Origin of the sequence: uncultured Campylobacter sp. (assembly GCF_938030815.1) — a bacterium.
GTDB lineage: Bacteria > Campylobacterota > Campylobacteria > Campylobacterales > Campylobacteraceae > Campylobacter_B.
Genome location: NZ_CALHII010000053.1, coordinates 1 through 3,349, shown reverse-complemented (window position 1 = coordinate 3,349; position 3,349 = coordinate 1). Strand labels below are relative to the sequence as shown.

Sequence of the window (3,349 nt, the reverse complement as noted above, 5' to 3'; positions counted from 1 at the left end):
TGCATTAAAAAACCGTGCCTCATCGGCGAAAGTAGCAGAGCTAAAGTCTGCATCCGTCTTAAAAATGGCATTTGTAAAATATGATTTTTCGTTGAATTCCGCATTTGAAAAGTCGGCTTTATTTTCAAAAGTTGTTTCCGTTAATATCGCTCTATTAAATTTAGTTCCGCGAAATTGCGCCTTTCCTTTAAATTTTGCTTTATCAAAATTTGCTACGTCATTAAATTTGGCTTCTGTAAAAATTAAGTCACTTTCAAAACAAGCTTCTTTGAAAAGCACTTCGCAGTTAATTATGCTCCTATGAAAACTTACTTTTTGTTTAAATCTGGCCTTAGTAAAATCTATATTTATCCCATCAAACTGCTTTGCGTGCAAAGTAAGCTCGCAATCAAATTCGGCGCATGAGAAATCTATAACGCTAAATTTTTGTATATCCATAGTAAATTTTTGCTTAAAATGAGCGGCTTGAAAATTTATCTCCCCCAACTCTTTTTTTGTGGATAACTCAAAAGATTTATTAAAAATACTGCTCGCAAAAAATATATCTTGTCTAGCGTTTTTAGATATGAAATTGTCGTTAAATGTGCATGCTTGAAAAAACGCATAACCTTCTACGTAAACTTCTTTTGCAAATTCGCATCCGCCAAACGTGCTGTTATTGCTGATATCGCGTAAAAATACTTCGTTTTCAAATTCGCAAGAGCTGATGTTAGGAAGGCTGGAATTTACAATTACAACCTTCCGCTTAATTTTATTTAAATATTCTATAGTTTTTAGATTATTCGCGGTATTGCACTCGTAAAGAACAATATTTAATTCATCACCTTGTAGATATTTTTCTAAATTTATGTAATTATTGAAGTCCGATTTTCGGTCTAAATCAAAACCTGTAAAAATGAAAAAAACTTGCCCCTCGTGCGTACATTTTTTAATAAAGCAACCTTCACTATTTTGCCCTGATACATACAAAATATCTAGATTGTCGCTGAGAATTCCTAACCCCTGAAATCTTTCAAGGTCTTTTTGCTCAATTTTTTCTTTTGGTCTTTTTAAAATTTTATCTATATCCAAACTCATTCTTAAATCACCATAGACTTAAATTCATATTATTTAATATAGTATCAAAAAATAACTTGCAAATTTATTATTATGCAATAGAGTTAAAATAACTTTAGTATTTTTTTGCTCTCACCTTCCATACCGTTTTTCCGCACTAATTTATTTAAAATTTAGCTTCAAATTTTAAAATTCTTTAAATTTAACCGAGCCAAAAGGAAACAAAATATGAAAACCCGCAGAGCCGCGCAAAATTCGCTCAATTTGGGCTTAAATTTAATGCGAAGTTTTAGCTTTCCAAGCGCATTAAAGTTCCTGCTTCTGCTTCCGTTTTTGGCGCTGGGTTCGCAAGCTCTGGAGCCAAAAATCGTAATGCAGCCCGAGCCGGTCCTAAAAAACGGTCTGTATTTCGTAGCGGACAAGCCCTACAGCGGGACGCTCAAGGTGCTGCACTACAGCGCCGAGGATCTCTACGACGTAAATTTTATGGGCCTCGTCTACCCCAGAGCAAAGCCGCTGCCGCCCACGCTAATTCGCGAGATCGACGTAAAGGACGGCACTGCGGTGCGCGAGCGCGATTACTTTGACGGCAGAGATAAGCCCTCAAACGAATATCCGCTAAAAAACGGCCTGTACGACGGCGTCGCGAAGAGCTACTACGCAGATAGCGGCGAGCTGAGATCGCAGAGCGAATACAAAGCCGGCAAGCGCGAGGGTTTTTACAAGCTGTATTATCAAGGAAGCGGCAAGCTAAAGCAGCAGGGCGCGTATAAAGCGGATAGGCGCGAGGGCGTTTTCACCGACTACTACGAAAGCGGCGAAGTAAGCGCGCGCCATCCGTATAAGGGCGGGCTGCGAAACGGCAAGGACGTGGATTATTACAAAAGTGGCAAAGTGCGCGGCGTGCGAACATACAAAGGGGGCAAGCGCCAAGGTATGGAAAAATGGTACTACGAAAGCGGCGCGCTAAAGCAGACGGGCGCATACAAGGATGACCGCAAACAGGGCGTTTGGAAGTTATTTTACGAGGACGGCAAGACGCGCGTAGTCGAAAATTTCAAAGACGGCGAGCGCGACGGCGCCGTATGCGAATACTACGGGAATGGCGCACTGCAGGGCGAATACGAGTTTGAGCGCGGCAGGCAAACGGGCACAAGTAATCAATACTACGCAAGCGGCGCACTTGCGGCGAAGGTAATGTTCAGAGATGGGCGCAAACACGGGCTATACGAAACATATCACGAAAACGGCGCGCTCAAGGCTAGAGTGACGTTCAAGGATGGCCTGGAGACGGGCGCGGCGAAGCACTACTACGCAGACGGAAAGCTCGAAGCCGAGGGCGAGTTTGAGCGCGGCAGGCTCGTGCGCGCCAAAAAATACGACGAAGCGGGCAAACTAATCAGCGACAAATCCGATAAAAACGGACTAGCGAGGGAGTAAAGCGGGCTAAATTTTAAAATTTTAAACGGATTTGGAATTTTAAAAAGGTTTAAAATTTTGAGTAGACGTGGTTTTGCGTTTTAACGACGCGGGTTTGTATTTTCAGTACTCATGGCTTTGTGTTTTAAGCGAGCGAAATTTTGCGTTTTGAAGCGCAGCTTCGCGTTTTAAATAAATTTAGCTTTACCTTTCGAGCTAGCGCGGTTTTTATATTTTTGGGGTGCGGCTTTGAATTTTATTGAGTATGTCTTTGAATTTTAAGCGAGCAAGCTTGCGCTTTCGGTTTTCGACTACATATACCGCGCCATCAAGTGCCGTCTTTAAATGATGCGGCTTTGTATTTGTGAAGCGACGTGCTGCGTTTAAACTAGTAAAATTCTACGCCGAGCAGCTTTATGCGGCGCGCGAATACGGCTGGCGTAACGAAGTCTCGCACAGCGCAGCTCGTCGCACAATTTGAGCTGATGCGGTTAAAACCGCTATATTTTGGCGCACATAGCGCGCATGTATCGCCTGACGCGGCATAGCTTGGTTTCGATGCGGCTTGTTTTTTCCGCGTAACGAGCAACTTTGGCGGGTGCAAATTTTTAAAATTTAAAGCGAAATTTCAAGCCGAAACGACACTAAAAATTTCAACTACCAAAAAGTAAAATTTGACGATCAAATTTTGTTAAATTTAGACCGCGGTTCGCAAGCCGCGCTATTAGGGCGTAAATTTCAAATCTACTGCAACCTTGCCTTTAGCGCGGCAAATTTAATCTAGCTGATATTTTAAAATTTGCCGACCGCCTTACTAAACAAAATTTTACGAGTGCGGCGTGGGCGGATGCTGAGGGAGAAGTCATGGCTGCAA

Annotated in this window: 2 protein-coding genes; one reads left to right on the top strand and one right to left on the bottom strand. The window is 42.4% G+C overall.

Going from position 1 to position 3,349, the window contains the following annotated elements:
- Positions 1 to 1,071 (bottom strand): pentapeptide repeat-containing protein (locus tag Q0277_RS01935; RefSeq protein WP_297995044.1); only part of this gene is annotated, 1,071 nt, incomplete at its 3' end.
- A 213-nt stretch (positions 1,072 to 1,284) separates the two neighbouring features.
- Here Q0277_RS01935 and Q0277_RS01930 point away from each other — a divergent pair.
- A complete protein-coding gene (locus tag Q0277_RS01930; RefSeq protein ID WP_297995043.1) occupies positions 1,285 to 2,496 on the top strand; it encodes a toxin-antitoxin system YwqK family antitoxin in 1,212 nt (403 codons plus the stop codon).
- Positions 2,497 to 3,349: the final 853 nt, after the last annotated feature.

Coding starts and splice junctions, on each gene's coding strand:
- Q0277_RS01930 (WP_297995043.1), top strand. CDS start 1,285: ATGAAAACCCGCAGAGCCGCGCAAAATTCGCTCAATTTGGGCTTAAAT.